Annotated in this window: 17 protein-coding genes, 1 pseudogene and 2 CRISPR repeat arrays; of the genes and pseudogenes, 17 read left to right on the forward strand and 1 reads right to left on the reverse strand. The window is 71.1% G+C overall.

Going from position 1 to position 23,379, the window contains the following annotated elements:
* The first annotated feature begins 438 nt into the window (after positions 1–438).
* The 4 genes and pseudogenes from ACIQMV_RS38495 to ACIQMV_RS38510 form a co-directional block, all read left to right on the forward strand.
* A complete protein-coding gene (locus ACIQMV_RS38495; protein WP_402597751.1) occupies positions 439–1,695 on the forward strand; it encodes a helix-turn-helix domain-containing protein in 1,257 nt (418 codons plus the stop codon).
* Between the two features lie 374 nt (positions 1,696–2,069).
* A complete protein-coding gene (locus tag ACIQMV_RS38500) occupies positions 2,070–2,633 on the forward strand; it encodes a hypothetical protein (RefSeq protein WP_402597752.1) in 564 nt (187 codons plus the stop codon).
* Positions 2,634–2,691: 58 nt separating this feature from the next.
* Positions 2,692–3,384: a hypothetical protein gene (locus ACIQMV_RS38505; protein ID WP_402597754.1), complete on the forward strand. Its 693-nt coding sequence runs from the start codon at positions 2,692–2,694 to the stop codon at positions 3,382–3,384.
* A 390-nt stretch (positions 3,385–3,774) separates the two neighbouring features.
* A pseudogene (locus ACIQMV_RS38510) lies at positions 3,775–4,260 on the forward strand (TfuA-like protein); the annotation flags it as partial.
* On the opposite strand, the gene ACIQMV_RS38515 reads toward ACIQMV_RS38510, so the two are convergent.
* Positions 4,257–4,454 carry a DUF1190 domain-containing protein gene (locus ACIQMV_RS38515; protein ID WP_402597773.1) on the reverse strand — a complete coding sequence of 66 codons (198 nt, stop codon included), beginning with the start codon at positions 4,452–4,454 and terminating at the stop codon, positions 4,257–4,259. The pseudogene ACIQMV_RS38510 and the gene ACIQMV_RS38515 sit on opposite strands and share 4 nt — an antisense overlap.
* 554 nt (positions 4,455–5,008) lie before the next feature.
* Here ACIQMV_RS38515 and ACIQMV_RS38520 point away from each other — a divergent pair.
* The 13 genes from ACIQMV_RS38520 (at position 5,009) to cas2e (ending at position 21,731) form a co-directional block, all read left to right on the forward strand.
* Complete coding sequence (locus tag ACIQMV_RS38520) at positions 5,009–6,154, forward strand: YcaO-like family protein (RefSeq protein WP_402597755.1); 1,146 nt, start codon at positions 5,009–5,011, stop codon at positions 6,152–6,154.
* On the forward strand, positions 6,151–7,029 hold the full coding sequence (locus ACIQMV_RS38525; RefSeq protein ID WP_402597757.1) for a class I SAM-dependent methyltransferase: 879 nt from the start codon (positions 6,151–6,153) through the stop codon (positions 7,027–7,029). The genes ACIQMV_RS38520 and ACIQMV_RS38525 overlap by 4 nt, the downstream gene beginning before the upstream one ends.
* On the forward strand, positions 7,026–8,036 hold the full coding sequence (locus ACIQMV_RS38530) for an NAD(P)H-dependent glycerol-3-phosphate dehydrogenase (protein WP_402597759.1): 1,011 nt from the start codon (positions 7,026–7,028) through the stop codon (positions 8,034–8,036). The genes ACIQMV_RS38525 and ACIQMV_RS38530 overlap by 4 nt, the downstream gene beginning before the upstream one ends.
* 69 nt (positions 8,037–8,105) lie before the next feature.
* Positions 8,106–8,462 carry a hypothetical protein gene (locus ACIQMV_RS38535; RefSeq protein WP_402597761.1) on the forward strand — a complete coding sequence of 119 codons (357 nt, stop codon included), beginning with the start codon at positions 8,106–8,108 and terminating at the stop codon, positions 8,460–8,462.
* Positions 8,449–9,303: a hypothetical protein gene (locus ACIQMV_RS38540; protein WP_402597762.1), complete on the forward strand. Its 855-nt coding sequence runs from the start codon at positions 8,449–8,451 to the stop codon at positions 9,301–9,303. Before ACIQMV_RS38535 ends, ACIQMV_RS38540 begins: the two co-directional genes overlap by 14 nt.
* Positions 9,304–9,575: 272 nt before the next feature.
* Positions 9,576–12,167: a CRISPR direct-repeat array (repeat unit 29 nt; unit sequence GGGATCATCCCCGCGGGTGCGGGGAGCAG).
* 348 nt (positions 12,168–12,515) lie between these two features.
* Positions 12,516–15,329: a CRISPR-associated helicase Cas3' gene (cas3, locus tag ACIQMV_RS38545; RefSeq protein ID WP_402597774.1), complete on the forward strand. Its 2,814-nt coding sequence runs from the start codon at positions 12,516–12,518 to the stop codon at positions 15,327–15,329.
* Positions 15,322–17,019 (forward strand): type I-E CRISPR-associated protein Cse1/CasA, encoded by a 1,698-nt coding sequence (casA, locus tag ACIQMV_RS38550; protein ID WP_402597764.1) that lies wholly within the window; start codon positions 15,322–15,324, stop codon positions 17,017–17,019. The genes cas3 and casA overlap by 8 nt, the downstream gene beginning before the upstream one ends.
* Positions 17,016–17,702 carry a type I-E CRISPR-associated protein Cse2/CasB gene (gene casB, locus ACIQMV_RS38555; RefSeq protein ID WP_402597766.1) on the forward strand — a complete coding sequence of 229 codons (687 nt, stop codon included), beginning with the start codon at positions 17,016–17,018 and terminating at the stop codon, positions 17,700–17,702. Before casA ends, casB begins: the two co-directional genes overlap by 4 nt.
* Positions 17,699–18,892, forward strand: a complete 1,194-nt coding sequence (gene cas7e, locus ACIQMV_RS38560; RefSeq protein WP_402597768.1) for a type I-E CRISPR-associated protein Cas7/Cse4/CasC — start codon at positions 17,699–17,701, stop codon at positions 18,890–18,892. Before casB ends, cas7e begins: the two co-directional genes overlap by 4 nt.
* Complete coding sequence (gene cas5e / locus ACIQMV_RS38565; RefSeq protein WP_402597769.1) at positions 18,889–19,611, forward strand: type I-E CRISPR-associated protein Cas5/CasD; 723 nt, start codon at positions 18,889–18,891, stop codon at positions 19,609–19,611. The genes cas7e and cas5e overlap by 4 nt, the downstream gene beginning before the upstream one ends.
* A complete protein-coding gene (cas6e, locus tag ACIQMV_RS38570; protein WP_402597770.1) occupies positions 19,611–20,393 on the forward strand; it encodes a type I-E CRISPR-associated protein Cas6/Cse3/CasE in 783 nt (260 codons plus the stop codon). Before cas5e ends, cas6e begins: the two co-directional genes overlap by 1 nt.
* Positions 20,394–20,397: 4 nt before the next feature.
* A complete protein-coding gene (gene cas1e / locus ACIQMV_RS38575; RefSeq protein WP_402597771.1) occupies positions 20,398–21,378 on the forward strand; it encodes a type I-E CRISPR-associated endonuclease Cas1e in 981 nt (326 codons plus the stop codon).
* The gene (cas2e, locus tag ACIQMV_RS38580; RefSeq protein WP_402597772.1) at positions 21,375–21,731 is read left to right on the forward strand and encodes a type I-E CRISPR-associated endoribonuclease Cas2e; all 357 of its coding nucleotides are present in this window, start codon (positions 21,375–21,377) and stop codon (positions 21,729–21,731) included. The genes cas1e and cas2e overlap by 4 nt, the downstream gene beginning before the upstream one ends.
* A gap of 92 nt (positions 21,732–21,823) precedes the next feature.
* A CRISPR array of direct repeats spans positions 21,824–23,255; the repeat unit is 29 nt; unit sequence GTGCTCCCCGCGCCCGCGGGGATGGTCCC.
* Positions 23,256–23,379: the final 124 nt, after the last annotated feature.

Raw genomic sequence — 23,379 nt, forward strand, 5'->3', positions numbered from 1 at the left:
CATCCAGCGGCTCGACCATGACAGCCATACCCAGGGCCCCTGGGCCTCGCCGATCTTACGAGTGACCAGTTCAGACCCACATCAATAGATAGGACAGCGATCATGACCACTCCCGTCCCCCCGATCAGTGAGCCGGACCCGTCGACGGCGCTGTGCCGGGGCGACCAGGTCGGCCCGTGCACGACGTGCCACCGCAAGACGCACCGGTACGGCAGCGGGGGCTGCCCGCTGTGCTCCTGGTGCGCTGCGGCGCGGGGGGTGACGATCACGCGGGGTCCGGCGAGCTGACCCGGGCGCAGCTCCCCGAACGAGTGGACTCAGCAGGGCAGACGCTGTACGCCGACACGCCACACGTCAACGCCCCGTGAACTTCAAGGAGTCACGGGGCGCTGCGCGGAGTACCGTTTCGAGTGTCTAGGTCGTAACGGAGGCTCCAGTATGGCCCACAATTCCAGCCCGTTGGGAGAGACCATCCGCGCCCACCGGCGTACGGCTGGTCTGAGTCAAGAGCAACTCGCGGAAGAGTCCGGCCTGTCGGTCAGCACGATCAGGAAACTTGAGCAGGATGCCGGCCACGCCCGGGTGGAGACGTTGCATCAAATCGCTCAAACTCTCGGCGTACCCACCAGTGCGCTCTTCGCGCCGGGGTCGCCGCTCCCGGTAGAAGAGGACAGCACGAACCGTCAGCTCCTCGCACAGCTGAGGCGGACGCTCATGCCGCCGGTAGGGATCTCCTCGGAAACGCTGGCCGACCCCGGAGAGGCGGAGTCGCTGCCGGAGATCCGCCGACGGATCGAGGATGCGTTGGAGCTCTACAACGCGGACAGGTACAACTCCGTCGCCAAACTCCTCCCCGCGCTGCTGCACACGGCGGAGGCCGCCACGGTGGCCGCAGGCGAGGAGGAGGGCCAGCGGCGGGAGGCCGTCCTTGTCCGGGCTCACGCCCTCCTCCTGGCCGGGAAGTATTTGACGCAGGTCCGCCAGTACGACATGGCGTATCAGGCCCTCGTGGACGGTATCCGCCTGGCGCGGGAGCTGGGCGAGACGCTGACCGCCGTCACGGGCGTGACCGGCTTGTGCTGGCTCCTCCTCAGGCAGGACCGTTTCGATGAGGCTGAGAACCTGGCGGCCATCACGGCGGAGCAGATCGAACCCAGGTTGTCCTCTGCCTCTGTTGGGCAGCTGGCGGCGTGGGGGGAGCTGTGCCTCCGCATCGCGTCCGCCGCCGTGCGGAACAACCGGCCGGACGAGGCTGCGGAGGCGCGGCGGATGGCGGCCACGGCCGCCTCCGCGATCGGCCAGGAGCACGTCGACTACCGGACGCACTGGGCCAAGTTCGGGCCGGTGACGGCGGAGCTGAAAGCAGTGGAGGACCTGGCGTTGGCCGGGGACGCCCACGGTGTCCTCCGCCGCGCGGACACGGGTCTTCTCGGGCGCAGCACCCTGCGCACGGTCGGCCGCCCGTCCAACATCAACTGGAACCGCCACCGCCTGGACGTGGCCAAAGCTCACGTCATCCTGGGGTCCACGCAGGACGCCATGGACGAGCTGGCCCGCATCCAGCGGACGACCGGCACATGGTTGCAGCACCAGCCCATGGCCCGGTACCTGATGCAGGACATCCTGTCCACGCGTAAGCGGAGCCTGACGCGTGAGATGCGGGAGATGGCCGCTCACCTCAACGTCCACGCCTGACGGCCTGACGAGTCGCCAGAACTACCACGTAGCATGGTAGTTCACTCAGGCGGCAAGGTGAAATGCCACGTAGCGTGGTGGTTTGCTGACGTTGCGCAGCGAACTACCACGTTCCGTGTGTGGTGCACGCCACACCGCGGCCGTACGTTCCTGGTCATCCACTAGAGACCTACGCCAGGGACACGAGCCATGCGTAGAACACCAGACGACCGGCGACGGCGCCGTGAGTTGGCGGACCTCTCCGTGACCGCGAATACGCCCGTGACGGAGCCCGGACCTGTCCTGCCCTACCCGATCTCCCCCGCCCTGCCGCTGCGCACCGACCCGCGCCCGCCCCGGCGGCCGTTGCGCGCGGCGACACGGGGGGCCGCAGGATGACCAGCACCGACGAACGGCACGACGTCGAGGAGTTAGAGGGCGTCGTCCTGGTGACGCGGCGGGAGCGGGAGCTCGCGGTCTCCCACTGGCTCCTGGCCGCCGCCCTTGACCACGACGTGGCCCGCGAGGAGTGGCGGACTCTGGGGGTGGCGCTCCTCGCGTGCGGCGGGATCTTCGCCGCGATCCGGATGCCGGGTGAACTCGTGCGCGCCGCGGCCGGGGCGCAGGGCGAGGAGGGCGTGGACGCCTTCCTCCGCCGCGCGCTGGAGGCTGGCCCGTCCTTCCGCGACCGGCACTCAGACGCGTACTACGCCCTCGTGCCCGGGTCCACCGCCTGGTCGTGGAGCCCTTCCGAGACCTTCCGCGGTCTCCAATGCCTCGGCCGGGACTGCTACCTGGGAGTACCGGCGGTGGACCGTACGGAGCCGGAGGGCCGCGAATACTGGTGCGCGCCTATGGCCTCTCCCGGTGAGCTCTGTGACCCGCGGCTGGTGTGGGCGATGGTGCAGCTCGGCCAGATGCGCCACCGGGCGGCCGAGGCCGGCGGGGGTGGCCGGTGAGCGCGCGCCACACAAGACACCGCCTGCTCCTCCTGGGTGCGCGGAGGAGTAGGCGGCCATGAGTTCCCTGACCGTGCTGCCCCCGGCCCCGCCCGGCGTCGTGCCGTACATCACTGGATACAGCCTGGAGCGCAACATCACTCCGGCGCTCACCCAGCACCCGAGCGGGGACGGGCTGGTGTTCGTTGACGAGACGCCGCACGACCGAGATAGCTTTGGCGTGCCGTGGGTGCGGCCGTCGCTCCTGCCGAAAGGGCGGCGCGGGGTGCCGCTGCTCCGGGAGGCGGTGGTCCATCCGTTCCGGCAGCGCCGGGTGATGCGGGATCAGTTGTGCCAGGTGTGCACGCGTCCGCCCGCGGACCCGGAGGGGCGGCTCCTCTTCGTCATGAGGGATGCGGGTCGGCCGATCGAGGAGGGGGAGCGGACGGCGAGCCCGCCGGTGTGCGTGCCGTGCGCCGGGATCTCCGTCCAGCTCTGCCCGCACCTGCGCCGCCAGCATGTGGCGGCGTGGGTGGAGCACGTGCCCGCGTGGGGCGTGGTCGGGATCGTCCACGACCCGCTGAGCCTGGAGCCGATGGGCGGCGACGTGGAAGTGGCCTACGACTCGCCGGCCGCCCGGTGGGCCGTCGCGGCCCGGCTGGTGTCCCAGCTGTACGGCGTCACGCCGGTCGACCTGGAGGCCGAGTTCGCGCGTCTCGGCCGGGAGCGGCTGGAGGCGGAATTCGCGCGGGTCGTGGAGCTGGCCGCCTAACCCTATAGACCCCCGCCCCCGGGGTCGGCATCACGCCGAGAGCGGAGACCCGAGGCGGCCGGACGTCCTTGCCTAGCGGGGCGTCCATGCCGGTCCCTGGGGCGGGCCTTTGGAGGCCGGAGAGCGGCAGGCCGAGCCCTGTACGTGACCGTCCTCCGTGTCCTATCGAATCCCTCATATCAGGAGGAATCCATGCAGTCCAAGACTCAGAACACCTCGGCGGCGCCGCAGGACGGCGACGAGCTCACCGGGCCCGTCGTGGTCGCCGTGGACGTCGAGGACGAGGAGTAACCCGCTCCTCACGTGTGACCGGGCGCCCCTCCCCTCGGGCCTTGAAGGGTCCGAAAGGAGGGGCGCCCGCCCTCGCTCCAGCGACCTCTAAGGGGCTTCATGATTCACGCGTTCGTCGGGCCGACGCTGCCGCGGTCCGAACCGGTGCTTACCGCGCCGGGTGTCCGGGTGTGGCCGCCGGTGACGCATGGCGATCTTTTCCAGGCGTCCATCCGCAAGGGCGACACGGCGGTGATCATCGACGGGGTGTATCACCAGGCGCCTGCGCTGCGACATAAGGAGATCCTGGCCGCGATGGGCCGGGGCGTCCGGGTGATCGGGTCGGCGAGCATCGGCGCACTGAGGGCGGCCGAGCTCGCGCCGCTCGGGATGCTCGGCGTCGGCCGCATCTTCACGGCCTACGTCCGTGGAGAGCTCGACGGCGACGACGAGGTGGCCGTGGGGCAGGCACCCGACGGTGACCGGGCCGCGCTCTCCTGGCCGCTGGTCAACCTCCGGCACATCGTGGAACTTGCCCAGTTGGCCGGGCTCCTCGACGGCGAGCGGGCCTCCGCCCTACTGGCCGACCTCCGCGCCGTCTACTACCCGCAGCGCACCACCGGCGCGGTGCACGCCGTCTGCCGCCGCCGTGGAGAGCACGAGTTCGCCGTGTGGCTGGCTGAACAGCGAGAGCGCGATCCGTATTTCGGCGACGTCAAGCGCGCCGATGCCCTCGCCGCCGTGCGCACTGCCCTGGACGGCTGGACGCCTCGAGCGGAGGCTCGGCCCGCGCCCGGCACGTGGGAGTCGCCGTACTACTGGCAGTGGTCAAACCGCTTTGCCCGCAGCCGTGTCGACGGGGTGCACCTGTTCACCCGGGACCGCCTCCTCTATCAGCAGGTGTGCGGCCCGGCGTTCCCGGAGACGTGGCTGGCCTACCTGACGCACCGCTCCCTGCTCCCGCCCGGCGGAGGCCGCGGCCGGCCGCTGGAGGAGCGGCTGGCCGAGGTCACCGGCGACCTGGCCGCACATCAGGTGTTCCACCCGACGCCGGATTTGCGGGATGAGACGGCCGTGAGCCTGCTCCTGGCCGACGAAACCGCCGAGGACCGGCAAGCGGTCGCCCGGTACGCCGACGCCCTCACCACCGCCCGCCGCACCCGGCCCGGGTTCACCACCGCGGCGGTACGTGACGACCTCACGCGCCGGATGCTCCTGGAAGCGTGGCGGTGTCCTGAGGACCACCTCGACGCGGAGGCGTCCGCCCGTGGACTGGTCTGCGCGGCGCGCGCCGTACAGGCAGCGAAACGGATGGTGCCCGGATGGCTGGCTGAGCAGAAGGAGGCGGCCCTCAGTGTGCGGTGACGGCCTGGTGGAGCTGCCGGGCACGGTACGCGCCCGGACCCCTGAGGAGACGTGGCAACTGGTGGCCGGGCGGCTGCCGGCGTTCGGTATCACCCGGGTCGCCCGGCTGACCGGCCTGGACTGCATCGGGCTACCGGTGTGGACAGCGGTCCGGCCCGCCTCCCGGACCCTGAGCACGTCCCAGGGCAAGGGCGCCACGGATCAGCTCGCGCGGCTGTCGGCCGTGCTGGAGGCGATCGAGCTATGGCACGTGGAGCAACCCCTTCCCATCGTGGTGTACGGCCCGGCGGAGGAGGTCGCCCCCGGCTGCCCGGTCTCCGCGCTGCCGCTGACCGTCCCGTACGAGGCGCGCGCCCTGGCCCGGGTGGTGTGGGAGTGGACACCCGGCACTGGCCTGGTGAGCGGGGAGAAATCGCTCCTGCCGGTGGACTTGGTCCGCCGCCGGGCGCAGCGCCCCGAGTGGTGCCCGGATCTCCTGCGCGCGACCAGTACCGGCCTGGCGTGCGGGAACACCCGCAGCGAGGCGCTGCTGCACGCCCTGTTCGAGGTCGTGGAGCGGGACGTCCTCTACCGGGACGGGCAGGCGGGCGGGCGGCGGCGGACGCTGATCGACCCCGCCACGGTCGAGGACCCCTACGGCCGGGAGGTCGTGGACCGGCTGACGGCCGCGGGGATGGCGCTGGAGCTGGCGCTCGTTGACGGCCCGTACGGGCTGCCGGTATGCCTGGCCTACCTGTGGTCAGAGGACGTCCCGGTCATCTTCGCTGGGGGAGGCTGCCACACCAGCCCGGCCATTGCGATGACCCGGGCGGTGACCGAGGCCGCCCAATCCCGGCTGACGGCCATCGCCGGGACCCGGGACGACCTCGCCAGCGATCCCGCCCCGCTCGACGCCCCGTCCTTCCGCCCGGCACGGACCGAGGGGCTTGCCCCGTGGCCGGAGGCGACGGCCCGCTTCCAGCCGATCCGGGGCGGATTCACCGACCAGGCCGGGCAGGTGGCGCGGCTGGTCAAGGACGTCACCCGTCATGAGCCGGTGGCCCTGGACCTCTCCGGCGAGGACGAGCTGATCCACGCCGTCCAGGTGATCTGTCCCGGTACCCGCTCGCGGATCAGGAGGGCGATGCCCCGATGACACCACCCACCACCACCCCCGGCACCGCGCCGCCCTCACCGTCGGCCGCGGCGTTCGACGCGTTCCACGCCGCCCGGGCGCGCACCACCCTGGTCTCCAGCCTCTACGCCGCGGCGATGGGGGAGGACTACCCGGCGGAGGTCGCCGCCTCCAGCTCCTGTGACTGGCCCCTCCTCGGGCTGATGACGGCGCGGCTGCGGATGCGGCCCGGTCAGCTCCTCGTGGACGCGGGGTGCGGCGCCGGAGGCATCGGGCTATGGCTGGCCCGGGCTCTCTCCGTCCGTCTGGTCGGTTTCGACGTCTCGCGCGTCGCCGTGGCCCAGGCCATCGGCCGTAGCGGGCAGTTCCTCCCCACCGGGCGGGCGGCCTTCCGCGTCGCCGGGCTGGAGGCCACCGGGCTACCGGACGGCTGCGCTCACGGCGTGGTCTGCGTGGACGCCCTCAGCCGCGCCGCGGACCGGGACCTGGCGGTGCGTGAACTCGGCCGGGTCCTGGCTCCCGGCGGCCGGCTGGTCCTCACCCGGGCCCTGCGGCGCGGCGCCGAACCCGTCTGGGAGGAGCAGGCCCGCGCGGCCGGCCTGATCGTGGAGCACGTCGACGAGCGGCCAGACGAGCCCGAGATGTGGGAACGGCTCTACCGGCAGTGGATCAGCCACGCCGACGAGCTACGGCGCGACCTCGGCGACGTCCAGGCGGAGAGCATGCTCACGGAGGCCCGCCGGGTACTGCCCGCGCTCCCCGGCCGCCGAGCGGTCCTCCTGACCCTCCACCGGCCCGCAACCTCACCGGCCGCGCCCGGCGCAGTCGATACGATGACCCGGCCCGGCCGACGCCCCGACGACGGCCCCGCCCCCAGCGAGAGGACCACCCAGTGAGCCAGCCCCGCGCCCGTGCGGCGGTGTTCTCGGCCGGCTCCTGGGGCACCGCAGCGGCCAAGATCCTTGCCGACGCCGGTAGCGACGTGATCGTCCACGCCCGCCGTAGCGAAGTCGCTGACGGGATCAACACCCGGCGCCGCAATCCGAGCTACTTCCCAGACGTGGACCTGCCCGCCTCCCTGACGGCCACGACCGACCCGGCCGCCGCGCTGGACGGCGCGGACTACCTCGTCTTGTCCATCCCCGCGCAGACCCTCCGGGCCAACCTCGCCGCCTGGGCGCCGCACATCGGGCCGGACACCGTGGTCGTGTCGCTGATGAAAGGCATTGAGCGGGACACCGGGCTACGGGCGAGTCAGGTCATCGCCGAGGTGGCCGGTGTGAGCACGAACCGGGTAGCGGTCCTGTCGGGGCCGAACCTGGCCCGAGAGATCATGGCCGACCAGCCGGCCGCCGCGACCGTCGCGTGCCCGGACGAGGACGCCGCGCGCCGCTTCCAGGCGGCGTGTCACACCCGGTACTTCCGGCCGTACACCAGCACCGACGTGATCGGCTGCGAGCTGGGCGGCGCGGTGAAGAACGTGATCGCGCTCGCAACCGGCATCGCGTGCGGCATGGGTCTGGGCGACAACGCCACGGCCCTGCTGATCACCCGAGGCCTGGCGGAGACCACCCGACTGGGCACGGCCCTGGGTGCCGACCCGGCTACCCTCGCCGGGCTGTCCGGCATAGGGGACATGGTGGCCACCTGCACCTCCCCGCTCTCCCGTAACCGCACCTTCGGCGCCCACCTCGGCCAGGGCATGACCCTTGACGAGGCCGCCGCCGCCACGCGGCAGACCACGGAGGGCGTCAAGTCGGCGGAGGCAATCCTCGCCCTCGCCCGCTTCCATCACGTCGAGATGCCGATCACGGAAGTGATCTCCGCACTGCTCCACGGCGACGTCACGCTCGACGAGGCTGCGGCCGCGCTGATGCAGCGGCCCGCCAAGCCTGAGCGCTGACCCCCTGGGCCCCGTCCGCGGGCCGCCCGCCCCGTTTTCCTTTACCCTCCCTGTTCTCGGAGGCTCCTCATGCACGGTTCCGTGCTGCCCGCTGTCCAGGCCGCCGTCACGGTCGCCCTGGTCGTGTGGATGGTCACCGGCTTCACGCCCCTGACCGGCCGCTGGATGCGGTGGAAGATGTTCTGCCGGGCCACGTTCACGATCATCACGCTCACCGGCACCACCAAAGACGGCCGTACCGAGCCAGTGAACGTCTACGACTCGCTTTCGCCGGGCTCGTTCATCCTGGGCCCGCCGCAGCTCCAGACGATCGTCAACCACCTCGTGGCGTCCGGCCGTTACGCCAGGGTCGACGGTCACGGCCGCGTGCTGTCCGCGCGTGGCGAGCAACCCGTGGAGGTGAGGAGCAGCCGTGTGGTTCTTTGACGCCCTCGCCTCCGGGTTCCAGCACCCCACCGACCCCGCGCGCCTTCAGTGGTTCCGGGTCGTGTTCGGGACCGTGCTCACCGCACGGTTCGCGCTCTCCTTCGGCCAGGGCGGATGGGACCGCCTCACCCCTGGCTCGCTCAACGCGCACGTGGTCGAACAGCGCTTCGGCCCGGCGCGCGCCCGGCTGCTGGTCTCGGTCTACCGGCCCGCGCTGGTCGTCCGCACGGCCGCGGCTGTCGCCCTGGCCGTCGGCGTCGCTCCCCGCCTGGCGCTGCTGCTGGTCCTGGCCGGGGCCGGGATGGAACTGCTCTACCTCAAGAGCCCGAACGCCGTCCGCTACACCCTGCTCACCGGGGCGTGCCTGCTGCTCGCCGGGGACCTCGGCACCGGCCTGCACATCGCTCACGGCTCCAGCACGGCGAACACGTGGGCGCAGGTCCTCATGGTCCTGGTCACCACGGACATCTATTGGAACTCGGCCTGGCAGAAACTCCGCTCCGAGCAGTTCCGCAGCGGGCTGTACCTGGCTCAGTGGGTGCACGTCTACGGCCAGGTGCGCGAGTGGCTTCCCTACCGCCGCCAGTACGCGGTCCCCGGCGTCGTCTGCAGCTACATGGGCAACCTCACCGACCGCGACGTCCGCCTGTGGCGGCTCGTCGCGGCCGTCGTCATCGTTCTGGAGATCGCACTGCCCCCGGCCCTGCTCGTCGAGCAGACGATGCCGTACGCCGTCGCCGCCGGTATCGGGATGCACGTCGCGTTCACCTGTTTGAAGCCGCGCCAGCTCATCACGTTTTCCGGCCTCACGGCCGGCACGTATGTGGCCTTCGCTGCTTGAGGCGCGGCACCTTTCGGTCAAGCTGGCGGCCGACGCGGACTCATGGAGGCTGGGTGGAGGTACGGGCTGGTCAGGGCACTGCGCGGTGCCGTGTTCCCGGTGGTGTTCCCACGGGAACACGGACGCCGTCCCGAGGCGGCCTGAGGCGGGCCGGAACGGGCTGACGCGGGTTGAAGCGTGGAAGTTTCCGCAGGTCGGAGGGAAACTGCAGGTCAGAGTACGTGCGAGGGGCCCTCTGTGCGACGGATCCGGTTCGGCAAGACTGATCACGCGGGACCATCCCCGCGGGTGCGGGGAGCAGGAGCGGGCCTGCCGCGAGCCGGTGGCCGGGGAGGGACCATCCCCGCGGGTGCGGGGAGCAGATTGGCGGCGTGGTCCTGGTGGTGCCCGGGCCGGGACCATCCCCGCGGGTGCGGGGAGCAGATCGGCGGTGTCACCGCATTTTGGGACGGCACGGGACCATCCCCGCGGGTGCGGGGAGCAGACGATCGGCCTGGTCCGCTGCGGGCGGATCTGGGGACCATCCCCGCGGGTGCGGGGAGCAGAGGAGAGGACCGAACGGCAGCGGCACGAACACGGGACCATCCCCGCGGGTGCGGGGAGCAGGACACGTGCGGTTCGGGCTTGGCCTTCGTCGCGGGACCATCCCCGCGGGTGCGGGGAGCAGGAGCGGCTGATGGACCAGCGCGAGCTGGCCACGGGACCATCTCCGCGGGTGCGGGGAGCAGGTCGTCGCGCTCATCCCCGGTGAGGTCCTCGAGGGATCATCCCCGCGGGTGCGGGGAGCAGTGCCGCGTCGAAGGAGGACTGACCCATGCCTCGGGATCATCCCCGCGGGTGCGGGGAGCAGGACGACGGCAGGCTGACGACGCCGCGGGCCCCGGGATCATCCCCGCGGGTGCGGGGAGCAGTCCAGCCGCTCGCACATGACCGCATAGACGACGGGATCATCCCCGCGGGTGCGGGGAGCAGAACCCTGTCGCGGAAACTTGTTCACCCGGGGGGGGATCATCCCCGCGGGTGCAGGGAGCAGGGCTCAGCCACAGAGCTGGAGGCTGCGGCACGGGGATCATCCCCGCGGGTGCGGGGAGCAGATCAGCCCGCGGGACGGGTCGCCGGCCTTGGCGGGATCATCCCCGCGGGTGCGGGGAGCAGCATCGCCATCACCGCACCCGTGCACCAGACGAGGGATCATCCCCGCGGGTGCGGGGAGCAGGTCGGCGACGTCGCCCAAAAGGACGACGGCCTGGGATCATCCCCGCGGGTGCGGGGAGCAGGTGGTGACCTCGGTGTTCTTGGTGACCGTGCCGGGATCATCCCCGCGGGTGCGGGGAGCAGAAGGGGAACGCGCTGAACCTGGCCGACCACGAGGGATCATCCCCGCGGGTGCGGGGAGCAGCTCAGCGCGCCTCTCGGTGGTAGCGGCCTGGCGGGATCATCCCCGCGGGTGCGGGGAGCAGGACATGATCAGGCGACCCGCCCCGGGGGTGCCGGGATCATCCCCGCGGGTGCGGGGAGCAGCTGGTCTCCATCCTCACGAAGTCCCCGGCGGTGGGATCATCCCCGCGGGTGCGGGGAGCAGACACCGAGGCCGAATCCGAGTGGGGCATGGTCGGGATCATCCCCGCGGGTGCGGGGAGCAGCGTCTGATCCCGTGAGGAGTGGCACGTTCGGGGGGATCATCCCCGCGGGTGCGGGGAGCAGACAGGATCACCACGGTCCGGGTCGGGAAGACCGGGATCATCCCCGCGGGTGCGGGGAGCAGGCGAGGGCTTCGATCAGGTCCGGGTTGTTCGGGGGATCATCCCCGCGGGTGCGGGGAGCAGGATCCCTCCGACCGCCGTCCGCGAGCGAGAGCGGGATCATCCCCGCGGGTGCGGGGAGCAGTTGAGCTGGGTCTGCTGGGCGCTCTGGGTGGCGGGATCATCCCCGCGGGTGCGGGGAGCAGTGGGTGGACGGTGTCATCGAGGCGGATGAGGAGGGATCATCCCCGCGGGTGCGGGGAGCAGGGTCTTGAGGACGCCGACCAGTGGGTCGACCAGGGATCATCCCCGCGGGTGCGGGGAGCAGCTGACCGCACCGATGACGACTGTTCCTGAGACGGGATCATCCCCGCAGGTGCGGGGAGCAGTTGAGCGCCGCGGACTGCGGGCCCACGGCCTGGGGATCATCCCCGCGGGTGCGGGGAGCAGGCCGAGACGACAAGGTCGCCCTCATTGATCTCGGGATCATCCCCGCGGGTGCGGGGAGCAGCCCCAGCCGGCGGCCCTGTAAAGGGCCTTGCCGGGATCATCCCCGCGGGTGCGGGGAGCAGGGGTCCTCGGCGGGCGCGTGCTCGATGTCGCGGGGATCATCCCCGCGGGTGCGGGGAGCAGACCGGCTCTACGTTGACCCGGTCACGTCCGGAGGGATCATCCCCGCGGGTGCGGGGAGCAGGAAGACGACATGGGGCCGGTTTTCGAGATCGTGGGATCATCCCCGCGGGTGCGGGGAGCAGACGATCCTCGCCATGGCCGAGGCCCAGCGCATGGGATCATCCCCGCGGGTGCGGGGAGCAGGGTGTTGGTAGCACCGGGGAATCAGCGGGGCCGGGATCATCCCCGCGGGTGCGGGGAGCAGAGCTTGCCGGTCGTGATGTTCGCCGCGTTGAGGGGATCATCCCCGCGGGTGCGGGGAGCAGTTCGTTGATCTTCGGGAGGATTTGGACGGTTCGGGGATCATCCCCGCGGGTGCGGGGAGCAGCGCCCCTCCTGAACGGCCTTGGTGATCTCTTCGGGATCATCCCCGCGGGTGCGGGGAGCAGGCTGACGGCGACACCGTGAAGATGCGGCTTACGGGATCATCCCCGCGGGTGCGGGGAGCAGACTGCGTGGCCTGCGGGTTTATGGAGGAGGTGCCGTGGATTTCATGAGTTTCATGGAGTCCGGCAAAAGGTGCATATCATCCCTCCGGGTTCCTGTCGTCGCGGCTGTCGAAGATCCAACACTAAGTTCGCCTCTGTGTCTGCGGCTGCGGCTTGGTCTGAACTGGCAGCAGATCCTCCCCATTTTCTTCATATTGCCTACACGCTTCACTTACGTCCTGTAGGTATCTGGCATGACAGGCAAGGGGGCGCCCTGATGGGGCTTCACGCCCGGCTGGACCGGCCGGCGTTGAGCGTATGGGCCAAGCATGAGCGTGATTCAGACGGATGGCTGCCCTTGTGGCGGCATATGGAGGACAGCGCCGCCGTGGCCGGGCGGTTATGGGACGAGTGGCTGCCGCTGTCCGTGCGGAGGCTGATCGCCGGTGCCCTGCCTGGTGGGGAGCTGGATGCGCGCCGACTGGTGGTGTGGCTGGCCGGTGTGCACGACATCGGGAAGGCGACCCCGGCGTTCGCCTGCCAGGTGGAGCAGCTGGCGCAGGTCATGCGTGGCCACGGGCTTCAGATGCGCTCGCGGCAGGCGATGGGCGCGGACCGGCGGCTCGCGCCGCACGGGCTGGCCGGGCAGGTGCTGCTGGGGGAGTGGCTGGAGGAGCAGCACGGCTGGACGGTCAAGCAGACCGGGCAGTTCACGGTGGCGGTGGGCGGGCATCACGGGGTGCCGCCCGAGCACGGTCAGATCCAGGCACTCGACCGCCACCCGCATCTGCTGAGCACCCACGGCCCGAGCCAGACGCTGTGGAAGCAGGTGCAGGAAGAACTGCTCGACGCCTGCGCGGACGAGTTCGGCGTACGGGAGCACCTGGCGGCCTGGCGTGCGGTGAAACTGCCGCAGCCGGTGCAGGTGTTGCTGTCCGCGCTGGTCATCGTCTCTGACTGGATCGCCAGCAATCCCGACCTCTTTCCCTACTTTCCTGAGGACGTACCCCGCACCAGTGCAGAGCGCATCGCGGCCGCCTGGCGTGGACTGGACCTGCTGGGTCCGTGGCGCGCTAAGGAGCCGGCCGGGGACGTGCAGGAGCTGTTCGCGTCCCGATTCGACCTCCCGCCGGGAGCGAAGGTCCGGCCGGTGCAGGAGGCGGCTGTCGAACTGGCACGGGGGATGGACGAGCCGGGGCTGATGGTGATCGAGGCGCCGATGGGGGAGGGGAAGACGGAGGCGGCGCTCGCCGCTGTCGAGGTCCTTGCCGCGCGGTCCGGGGCGGGCGGTGTGTTCTTCGCGCTGCCGACGATGGCCACCGGCAACGCGATGTTCCCCCGCCTGCTGGACTGGCTCGACCGCTTGCCTGCCCCCAAGGGGGCTCGCTACTCGGTGCTACTCGCCCACTCCAAGGCTGCTCTCAACGACGACTTCGCCGATCTCATGCGCAACAGCCGGCGGATCGCCGCGGTCGACGTGGACGGACCCGAGGAGCGTGAGTGGCGGCCGTCGAGCCGTAGCCGTTCCGCAGCGACCGAACTCGTCGCCCACGCGTGGCTGCGGGGCCGGAAGAAGGCCATGCTGTCGTCGTTCGTCACGGGCACGGTCGACCAGTTGCTGTTCGCCGGGCTCAAGAGCCGGCACCTGGCGATGCGCCACCTCGCGATTGCTGGGAAGGTCGTCGTCATAGACGAGGCGCACGCCTACGACACCTACATGAGCGTCTATCTCGACCGGGTCCTGTCCTGGTTGGGCGCGTACCGCGTGCCGGTGGTCGTGCTGTCCGCGACCCTGCCGGCCGGCCGGCGAAGGGAACTGGCCGAGGCGTACGCGGGGAAGGCCACCGGCGAGGCGACGGACTCGTTCGACGCGGTTGCCCAGGCCGGTGACTATCCGCTCCTGACGGCGGTCACGCCCGGTGGGACGCCCACCATGCGGCGCCCTGCGGCCTCCGCCCGCAGCACGGACGTCGAACTGGAGCAGCTCGACGACGACATGGACGCCCTCGCCGACCGGCTGGAGACGGAACTCGCCGAAGGCGGCTCCGTCCTCGTCGTACGCAACACGGTGCGCCGGGTCCTTGAAGCAGCGGCTGCGCTGCGGGAGAGGTTCGGGGACGCGAACGTCACCGTCGCCCACTCGTGCTTCATCGACGTCGACCGTGCCGCCAAGGACGCCGGCCTCCTCAAACGCTTCGGGCCGCCGGGCAAAGCCGACGACCGGCCGCGGGCGGCGCACATCGTCGTCGCCAGCCAGGTCGCCGAGCAGTCCCTGGACGTCGACTTCGACCTGCTGGTCACCGACCTCGCCCCGGTCGACCTCCTGCTGCAGCGCATGGGACGCCTGCACCGGCACCAGCGCGGCGGCGAGGAACAGACCGACCGGCCCCAGCGGCTGCGCCAGGCGCGCTGCCTGATCACTGGCGTCAACTGGAACGCTCCGGTGCCCGCGCCGGTGCGCGGCTCGCTCGCCGTGTACGGGGAGTACGCGCTGCTGCGTTCCGCTGCCGCCCTGCTGCCGCACCTCGACGGCGACCGGGAGCATCCCGTGGGGCTGCCGGCGGACATCAGCCCCCTGGTGCAGCGCGCCTACGCTGACGGGTCCGACGGCCCGTCCGACTGGGCGGAGGCGCTGGAGACCGCCCGCGCGCGCCATGAGGAGCGTCGCGCGGACCAGGCCGAACGCGCTGCGACGTTCCGGTTGGATACCGCTGCCCGCCCCGGCCGGCCGCTGTTCGGCTGGATCGCAGCGGGTGTCGGTGACGCGGACGACACTCGTGAGGGGCGGGCTCAGGTACGCGACAGTCGCGAAAGCTTGGAGGTTGTGGTCGTGCAGCGGCGTGCTGACGGCACCCTGGCCACGGTGCCCTGGTTGGAGCCGGACCGCAGTGGCCGCCCCCTCGCAGGGCTGCCACTGCCCACGGACCAGGTGCCGACCGCGCTTGCGGCCCGCACCGCGGCCAGCTGCGGACTGCGGCTGCCGATCCAGTTCAGCTACGCCGACGTCATGGACCGGGCACTCGACGAGCTCGAGGAACTCTACATTCCGGCCTGGCAGGTGAAAGGCAGTCACTGGCTCGCCGGCCAGCTGATCCTGCAGCTCGACGAGGACTGTCAGACCCACCTGGCAGGCTTCCATCTCCGGTACAGCAAGAGCGACGGTCTTGAGGTGACCCGTGCCTGAAACCGACCAGAACAGCAACAGCGACGGTGTGTTGTCGTTCGACCTCACCGCCCGGCCGTGGATCCCCGTGCTCAGGCGGGATGGCAGCCAGGGTGAGTTGTCGCTGCGCGAGGTGTTCGAGCAGGCACACGACCTGCGGCGCATCGTCGGCGACCTGCCCACCCAGGAGTTCGCCCTGGTCCGTCTAGTGCTCGCAGTCGCGCACGACGCACTCGACGGGCCGCAGGACACCGACGCGTGGGCGGATCTGTGGGCGGATGAGAGCTGCTTCGCACCGATCGGGGCGTATCTCAAGGCGCACCGAGGGCGGTTCGACCTGCTGGACACCGACGCCCCGTTCTTCCAGACCGCAGGCCTACGCACGGCGAAGGACGAGGTGTTCTCCCTCAACCGGATCGTGGCCGACGTTCCCAACGGGGAACCGTTCTTCACAGCCCGCATGCCCACCGTCGAGCGGCTCACATTCGCCGAGGCAGCCCGCTGGGTCGTCCACGCGCACGCCTACGACACCTCCGGCATCAAGACCGGCGTGGAGGGCGACAAGCGCGCCAAGGGCGGCAAGGTCTACCCGCTCGGCGTCGGCTGGGCCGGGAACCTCGGTGGCGTCTTCGTCGAAGGCCGCACCCTGCGCGAGACACTGCTGCTGAACCTGGTGGCAGCCGACACCTCCATCCTGGAGATCGACGAAGCGGACGCGCCGGCATGGCGCAGAAAGCCGTCCGGCCCAGGCGGCGCCGAGCGCCCCCCGACCGGCGTACGCGACCTGTACACCTGGCAGACGCGGCGCCTGCGGCTCCACTTCGACGAGGCCGGCGTGCACGGCGTCGTCCTCGGCTATGGCGATCCGCTCACCGCCCGCGACCGTCAGCACCGGGAGCCGATGACTGCCTGGCGGCGTAGCAAGCCCCAGGAGAAGAAGCTGAGGAAGATCCCGGTTTATCTGCCGCGCGAGCACGCTCCTGAGCGTTCCGCGTGGCGCGGGCTCGGCGCCCTGGTCGCCACCGAGGCCGAAAAGGCCCAAGGGTTCGAGCCTGCCGACTACCTGCGGCCGGGGATCCTGGAGTGGGTGGCCCGCCTGGTGACGGAGGGAGAGCTGGAGCGCGGCTTCCTAGTCCGGGCCCGGATCGTCGGCGCACGCTACGGCACGCAGCAGTCGGTGATCGACGAGATCGTCGACGACCACGTGGCCATGGCCGTCGTCCTGCTCCACCAGCAGGACCGGCGCTACGCCGAGCAGGCTGTTGCGGCCGTCGGCGACGCCGACCTCGCGGTCAACGCGCTCGGTGACCTCGCCACCAACCTGGCCCGCGCGGCCGGCACCGAGACCGAAGGGCCCCGCTCCAGCGCACGCGATCTCGCCTACGGTCTCCTCGAGGCCCCGTACCGCACCTGGCTCGCCCACCTCGCCGACACCGACGACCCGTACGCGCAGCGCACGGCCTGGCAGCAGCAGGTGTACGGGATCGTCGGCAAGCTCGGCGACCGGCTGATGGCCGCGGCCGGGGACGCGGCCTGGCAGGGCCGGATCATCCAGCTCAAGCACGGCACCGAGTGGCTCAACTCCGCGCTCGCCGGCAAGTGGTTCCGCGCCGCTCTATCCAAGGGCCTGGGCCGCCCCGACCCCTCCGATACGCCGCCGGATGCGGACGCAAGCCCGGCGCCCGAGACCACCGTGAAGGCACCTGCATGACCACCGTCACCGCACCTGTCACCCCGCGCGAACGACTCACCCGGCTCGCCGCCGGCCACATCGCCGCCTTGCAGCGGGGCTATCTTGATGATCAGTCTCATGCCGTCGCGGCCCTTGCCCGGCTCCGGCGTGGCGCCGGCCGGGAGGCCGGGCAGCTGCCGGATTTGTGGGCCCTGATCGACACCGGCCCCCTGCACGAAACGCCGGACGGTGCCCGGCCGCTGAGCGAGAGCGAACTGGTCCGGGCCGAGGACGCCCTGCACGTCGCGCTCACCCTCTACGCGCTGCACCAGCAGTCCCGCCGCACTGGCATGTACCAGGCCGACCGGCCGGACCGCCGCCGGGGCTTGGGCACAGCGGTGCGCCGCATGATGAAGCCCGGCGAGATCGACGAAGCGGTGCGTAAGCGCCTGGTCCGGGCCGGTACCGCCCCCGACCTGGCCGTTCTTGCCCAGCGGCTGCGCGACATCGTCGTCCTGCTGCGCCGCGAGGACATCGGGCTCGATCACGCGCTGCTCGCCGGACAGCTCTACACCTGGCAGTGGCCCGGCGGCGCGGACACCGTCCGCAGGGAGTGGGGCCGCTCCTTCCACGCCTGGCACGACAAGCCCAACAACGGCGGTCACTCGACGGCCGGCTCTGACACCACCAGCACCACGGACACCGACAAGGACGCCTCGTGAACCGCATCTTCCTCGACGTGCACGCCCTGCAGACCGTCCCGCCCAGCAACCTCAACCGCGACGACACCGGCGCGCCGAAGACCGCGGTGTACGGGGGAGTGCCGCGTGCCCGCGTCTCCAGCCAGGCATGGAAGCGGGCCACCCGTACGTACTTCAAGGACGAGCACCTGCTGGACGCGAGCGAGCTTGGCGTGCGGACCAAGAAGATCGTGGAGGCGGTCGCCGGCCGGATCACCGCCCTTGATCCCTCTCTCTCCGGTGAGACCGTCCTGCGGATCGCGGACGAGACCGTGAAGGCCGCCGGCCTGAAGACCGAAGTTCCCAAGCGCAAGGCGGCCGCGGCCAAGGACGGCGAGCCGGAACCGGCACCCGAGTCCAAATACCTGGTGTTCCTCAGCGCCCGCCAACTCGACGGCCTGGCCCGCCTCGCCGTCGAGGGCGCCGCCGACATTACGGCGTACCTGAAGGACAAAGAGAACAAAGGCCGGGCGAAGCAGATCGCGGACACCCACCACTCCGTCGACATCGCCCTGTTCGGCCGCATGGTGGCGGACGACGCCGACATCAACGTCGACGCCGCCGTCCAAGTCGCCCACGCCATCAGCGTCCACCGTGTGGAGAACGAGTCGGACTACTACACGGCCGTGGACGACGAGAACACCGACGCGGAGACCGGCGCCGGCATGATCGGCACCGTCGACTTCAACTCCGCCACCCTTTACCGCTACGCCGCGCTCGGTGTCCATCAGCTCGCCGCCAACCTCGGACAGGGCCTGCGCGATGACGAGCCGCGCACCGACCCGGTCCGCCGGGCTGTGGAGGCCTTCGTCCACGGCTTCGTCGCCTCCCTCCCCACAGGAAAGATCAACACCTTCGGGCACCACACGCTGCCCGACGCCGTGATCGTCAAGCTGCGCACCACCCGGCCCGTCAGCTTCGTCGCCGCCTTCGAGGACCCGGTGCGCGGCGAGACGGGCGGCTACGTTCACGAGGCCTCCGAGTGCCTGGCCGAGTACATCCCCGACATCGAGCGGGCATACGGCGACGAAGACTCCACCCTTACCTGGGTGCTGCGCGTCGGTCCGAACACGCAGAAGCTCGCCGGGATCGGCACCGAGTCGAGGAATCTCGTCGAACTCGTCGCCGCCGTCGGCCAGGCAGTCGCCGAGCGCCTGGACAAGCCCGCATGAGCGTGCTGACCCTCCGCCTCGGGGGCCCCCTGCAGTCCTGGGGGGCCTCGGCCCGCTTCACCCGCCGCACCACCGAGTCCGCCCCCACCAAGAGTGGCGTCATCGGCATGCTCGCTGCCGCGGCCGGCATCGAACGCGGCGACGACGACCGGCTGGAACCGCTGGCCGCCCTGCGGTTCGGCGTCCGCATCGACCAGCCCGGAACCCGCGTACGGGACTTCCAGACCGCCCACCACGGCGTCACCGGCAAATCCATGCCGCTGTCCGAACGCTTCTACCTCGCCGATGCCGTATTCGTCGCCGCCCTCGAAGGCGACCACCCGCTGCTCACCGAGCTGCACGCAGCGCTGCGCGCCCCCGTGTACGCGCCGTTCCTCGGCCGCCGCTCCTGCCCGCCCTCCCTCCCGGTCGAGCTCCACCTCCACGACCACGGTGACCTGCAGGATGTGCTGCGCGAGGAACCGTGGCAGGCCTCGCCCTGGTATCGCAAGCAGTACCGCGGCCAGGACGAGGTCGAACTGACCGTGCTGCGTGAGGCGGACGAGCATGAGCAGAACGCCGCGGACACCCTGCGCGACCAGCCGCTCAGCTTCGCCGCCGAACACCGGCGCCACACTCTGCGCACCCAGGTCACGTGCAGCGTGCGCATCCCCAACCCGTCCGCCCGGCACCTGCCCCGGCACGACCCGTTCGACGCCTTGGACGAAGAGAGCGCCTGATGTTCCTCACCCGCTTCCGCGTGAACACCGCGCGGCCCGGTGCCCGCCGCCTGCTGTCCTCACCGCAGGCCATGCACGCGGCCGTCATGTCGTCCTTTCCGACACTGCTGCCCACCGACACACCCCCCTCGGACGGCCCGCGGGTGTTGTGGCGGCTGGACCACACCACTCGCGCCGAGGTCATGCTGTACGTCGTCAGCCCCGACCGGCCCGACCTCACCCATCTCGTCGAACAAGCCGGCTGGCCCGCCGCAGCCGCCGCCGACCCGGCCGAACCGGGCTGGCAAAGCCGCCCCTACGGCCCGCTCCTCGACCGGATCACCACCGGCGACCGGTGGGCGTTCCGCCTCACCGCCAACCCCGTCCACCACGCCCGCCGCAAGGACGACGAACCCACCAAGCGCACCGCGCACCTCACCCCGGTGCACCAGATGGGCTGGCTCCTCAAACGCCAGGAAAAATGCGGCTTCCGCGTACTGGAAAAAGCAGACGACAAGCGGCTCCTTCCCAGCGGCACCACCCACACCAAGCAGCCCCACCACGGCGACCGCTACGAACTGACCGTCCGCGACAAACGCGACCTCGCCTTCGACAAGTCCCGCAGCACCACCGCCCAGGGCGGCCGCCCGGCACCCGTCAGCCTGGTCACCGTCACCTTCGACGGCCGCCTCGAAGTCACCGACCCGCAACTGCTGCGCCGCGCCCTGACCCAAGGGATCGGCAAGGCCAAGGCATACGGCTGCGGCCTGCTCACCCTGGCACCACTGGGCAAGACAGGGTGAGACGGTGACAACAGTCTCCCGGCGCACCGCGCTCACCCCGCGCCAACTCACCCGCACCGGCGAACGGCTCTCCTTCGTCTACCTCGAACGCTGCACCGTGCACCGGGACGCCAACGCCATCACCGCCGAGGACGCCGACGGCACCACCCACATCCCGTCGGCGACCATCGGCACCCTCCTCCTCGGACCCGGCACCCGCATCACCCACCAAGCGATGAGCGTCCTCGGCGAAACCGGCGCCGCCGTCTGCTGGGTAGGGGAGCAGGGAGTGCGCTACTACGCCGGCGGCCGCGCCCTGACCCGCTCCTCCGCACTCGCCGAAGCACAAGCCATGCAGTGGGCCAACATCCGCAGCCGGCTCGCCGTCGCCCGCGCCATGTACCGACTGCGGTTCCCCGACGAAGACCCGGCCGGGCTCACCCGCCAGGAACTCCTCGGCCACGAAGGCAGCCGCGTCAAGGACTGCTACCGCGCCCAGTCCGCCCGCACCGGCGTCCCCTGGCGCGGCCGCCGCTACACCCCCGGCGACTTCACCAGCGGCGACCCGGTCAACCAGGCCGTCACCGCCGCCGCCCAGTGCATGTACGGCATCGCCCACGCAGTCGTCGCCTCCCTCGGCTGCAGCCCCGCACTCGGCTTCGTCCACTCCGGCCACGAACTGTCCTTCGTCCTCGACATCGCAGACCTGTACAAGACGGAGATCGGCATTCCGCTCGCCTTCGACGTCGCCGCCGAGGACGAGGAGGACGTCGGTTCGCGCACCCGCCGTGCCCTGCGGGACCGCATCAACGAGACGTCCCTGCTCGACCGCTGTGTCAACGACATCAAACGCCTCCTGCTGCCGGAGGCTGCGTCGGTCGGGGCGACGAACGAGGACCGCGATGTCGTCACCCTCCAGAGCGACGGCGGCCACACCGTCGCCGCGGGCCGCAACTACGGCGGCGGTGATCACGACGCCTACGACGACGTGGAGCTCTCCTGGTGACCGTCATCGTCCTCACCAACTGCCCACCCGGCCTGAGGGGCTACCTCACCCGCTGGCTCCTCGAGATCTCCGCCGGCGTCTTCATCGGCAACCCGTCCGCACGGATCCGAGACCTGCTCTGGGACGAGGTCCAGCAGTACGCCGACCAGGGCCGTGCCCTCCTTGCCCACACGACGAACAACGAACAGGGCTTCACCTTCCGCACCCATGACCATGCCTGGCACCCGGTCGACCACGAAGGCCTGACCCTGATCCGCCGCCCGAACGCCCAGAGCTCCCCGAATGCCGCGACCACCCCACGGAAAGGCTGGAGCAACGCGTCCAAACGACGGCGGTACGGCAGGAGCCGATGAGCGCACTCATGCCCCTTATCGCTGCTTTGTCGGAATCAGTGAAACTGCTTCAGAACGCGCTGCCTCCGTGACAAAGCCACAGGTCACGAAGTGTGCTCCCCGCGCCCGCGGGGATGGTCCCAAGGCGCTGAAGGCGCGGGTGCGGGAGCTCAGGTGCTCCCCGCGCCCGCGGGGATGGTCCCTACAACAAGCTTGTCCCGAACGGGTACCTCGCGTGCTCCCCGCGCCCGCGGGGATGGTCCCGGCTGCTCCCGAAAGTTGCGGTACGTGAAGGGGTGCTCCCCGCGCCCGCGGGGATGGTCCCGAGAAGGATGCCGCCACGCCGCTGGTGACGGTGTGCTCCCCGCGCCCGCGGGGATGGTCCCCAGGTGCTGACCAACTGGGCCATGGCGACCCGGTGCTCCCCGCGCCCGCGGGGATGGTCCCACCGGCTCCGACATGCCCCGCCCCGGCGTCATGTGCTCCCCGCGCCCGCGGGGATGGTCCCGTGCCCTCGATGATCGACGGGTCGGTGTTCAGGTGCTCCCCGCGCCCGCGGGGATGGTCCCCTGGGCGACCGCGAGCTGCTCATTCACCCCGAGTGCTCCCCGCGCCCGCGGGGATGGTCCCCGATTTCGCATGTCTAGATCCTTCATTGAGTCGTGCTCCCCGCGCCCGCGGGGATGGTCCCACCTCGGGGTCCTTTTGCATGTCTGGAAGGAGGTGCTCCCCGCGCCCGCGGGGATGGTCCCGTGCATGTGACATGTACGGAGTGTGATGCACAGTGCTCCCCGCGCCCGCGGGGATGGTCCCCCCACGACGATCGCCGTCCTCGAGCATGACCTGTGCTCCCCGCGCCCGCGGGGATGGTCCCTGCGCCCGGCAGGAACTCCCCGCCTGGGTCGCGTGCTCCCCGCGCCCGCGGGGATGGTCCCGGCTCGTTCGGCTACTTCGTCCTCAAGGGCCTGTGCTCCCCGCGCCCGCGGGGATGGTCCCAAGCGGTACGCCCTGGCCGCGGTGGAGGAGGGGTGCTCCCCGCGCCCGCGGGGATGGTCCCTCCTCATCACGGCGGGTGCCGAGGCCGGTCCAGTGCTCCCCGCGCCCGCGGGGATGGTCCCGACGCCGAATTCGCCGAGGCTCTGGCCGAGCGGTGCTCCCCGCGCCCGCGGGGATGGTCCCTGACTGAAGCAGCGGAGCCGGAGCCCCGGGCCGTGCTCCCCGCGCCCGCGGGGATGGTCCCCCCGCCCAGACACCGGCGAGCAGCTTCCAGCGGTGCTCCCCGCGCCCGCGGGGATGGTCCCAAGGTCTTCACCTTGGGCATGTCCGACTCGAAGTGCTCCCCGCGCCCGCGGGGATGGTCCCCGTGGGTCCGCCACCGAGACGGCCCACGCCGTGTGCTCCCCGCGCCCGCGGGGATGGTCCCCACCAACCTCCGCGCGCCTCGGCATGCTTAGCGTGCTCCCCGCGCCCGCGGGGATGGTCCCCGGTGGAGGATCGCCTCCGACGATGCGGCCCGGTGCTCCCCGCGCCCGCGGGGATGGTCCCGTCACGGCCGAGATCCGGTGGGCCGGCTACTAGGGCCTGTTCTGAGTTGAGATCACAGGATCGGTCATTCCCGCTTCAGGAAGGTGCTGGCTGCGGTAGACCGGTCGCGTGACTCGTGGTGATC

The organism is Streptomyces sp. NPDC091412 (genome assembly GCF_044756885.1).
In the GTDB taxonomy this organism is placed as follows: Bacteria; Actinomycetota; Actinomycetes; order Streptomycetales; family Streptomycetaceae; genus Streptomyces.

What these genes read in the sequence shown, in the direction of transcription:
- ACIQMV_RS38525 (WP_402597757.1), top strand. Translation starts at nt 6,151, where the DNA reads ATGACACCACCCACCACCACCCCCGGCACCGCGCCGCCCTCACCGTCG.
- ACIQMV_RS38505 (WP_402597754.1), top strand. Translation starts at nt 2,692, where the DNA reads ATGAGTTCCCTGACCGTGCTGCCCCCGGCCCCGCCCGGCGTCGTGCCG.
- ACIQMV_RS38500 (WP_402597752.1), top strand. Translation starts at nt 2,070, where the DNA reads ATGACCAGCACCGACGAACGGCACGACGTCGAGGAGTTAGAGGGCGTC.
- cas3 (WP_402597774.1), top strand. Translation starts at nt 12,516, where the DNA reads ATGGAGGACAGCGCCGCCGTGGCCGGGCGGTTATGGGACGAGTGGCTG.
- ACIQMV_RS38495 (WP_402597751.1), top strand. Translation starts at nt 439, where the DNA reads ATGGCCCACAATTCCAGCCCGTTGGGAGAGACCATCCGCGCCCACCGG.
- cas6e (WP_402597770.1), top strand. Translation starts at nt 19,611, where the DNA reads ATGTTCCTCACCCGCTTCCGCGTGAACACCGCGCGGCCCGGTGCCCGC.
- ACIQMV_RS38535 (WP_402597761.1), top strand. Translation starts at nt 8,106, where the DNA reads ATGCACGGTTCCGTGCTGCCCGCTGTCCAGGCCGCCGTCACGGTCGCC.
- cas5e (WP_402597769.1), top strand. Translation starts at nt 18,889, where the DNA reads ATGAGCGTGCTGACCCTCCGCCTCGGGGGCCCCCTGCAGTCCTGGGGG.
- casB (WP_402597766.1), top strand. Translation starts at nt 17,016, where the DNA reads ATGACCACCGTCACCGCACCTGTCACCCCGCGCGAACGACTCACCCGG.